This window comes from Nocardia sp. NPDC059236 (assembly GCF_042754085.1).
GTDB lineage: Bacteria > Actinomycetota > Actinomycetes > Mycobacteriales > Mycobacteriaceae > Nocardia.
Genome location: NZ_JBHZAF010000109.1, coordinates 1 through 1,100, shown reverse-complemented (window position 1 = coordinate 1,100; position 1,100 = coordinate 1). Strand labels below are relative to the sequence as shown.

Sequence of the window (1,100 nt, the reverse complement as noted above, 5' to 3'; positions counted from 1 at the left end):
GCACAGCCGAGAGGGCCTCTATGGCGGTGCGCACGACGTTGTTGTAGGGCTGCTGCGCGGTGAGCGAGACACCGGCGGTCTGGGTGTGGAAGCGCAGCCACTGCGCCTTCTCGCTGGTGGCGCCGTACACGTCCCGCAGCCAGCGGGCCCAGATACGGCGGGCCGCGCGGAACTTGGCGATCTCCTCGAAGAAGTCGAGGTGGGCGTCGAAGAAGAAGGAGAGGCCGGGTGCGAACGTGTTCACGTCCAGCCCGCGGCTGAGCCCCAGTTCCACGTAGCCGAACCCGTCGGCCAGCGTGTAGGCGAGCTCCTGCGCGGCGGTCGCCCCGGCCTCGCGGATGTGGTAGCCGGAGACCGACAGCGGCTTGTACGCGGGGATGCCGTGCGCACAGTGCTCCATCAGGTCGCCGATGAGGCGCAGATGGGGCTCGGGCTGGAAGAGCCACTCCTTCTGTGCGATGTACTCCTTGAAGATGTCCGTCTGCAGGGTGCCGTTGAGCACGGCCGGGTCCACGCCCTGCCGCTCGGCGGCGACCAGGTACATGCAGAAGATGGGTACGGCGGGGCCGGAGATCGTCATGGAGGTGGTGACATCGCCGAGCGGGATGTCCCGGAAGAGGACCTCCATGTCGGCGGCCGAGTCGATGGCGACGCCGCAGTGGCCGACCTCGCCCAGTGAGCGCGGGTCGTCCGAGTCGCGCCCCATGAGCGTCGGCATGTCGAAGGCGACGGACAGCCCGCCGCCGCCCGCCTCCAGAATCATCTTGTACCGCTCGTTGGTCTGCTCGGCGTTGCCGAACCCGGCGAACTGGCGGATGGTCCAGGTCCTGCCCCGGTAGCCGGTCGGGTAGAGCCCTCGGGTGAAGGGGAACTCACCCGGCCATCCGATGCGCTCGAACCCCGTTACCGTGTCGCCGTCCCGGGGGCCGTAAACAGGCTCGACGGGGTCGCCGCTGAGCGTGGTGAAGTCCGCGTCCCGCTTGCGCGCGGAGTCGTAGCGCTCCTGCCAGCGGCGGCGGCCTTGTGCGATGGCGTCAGCATCCATACCCCCGAATTTACTAGGACGTCCAAGTAAAAGCGATGACCACCGCCATCAATGT

1 protein-coding gene is annotated in these 1,100 nt (G+C 68.0%); it reads right to left on the bottom strand.

What is annotated here, in order from left to right; translation table 11 throughout:
• A partial coding sequence (locus tag ACFXIV_RS48255; RefSeq protein WP_379421584.1) for a methylmalonyl-CoA mutase occupies positions 1-1,045 on the bottom strand: 1,045 nt, incomplete at its 3' end.
• Between the last annotated feature and the right edge of the window lie 55 nt (positions 1,046-1,100).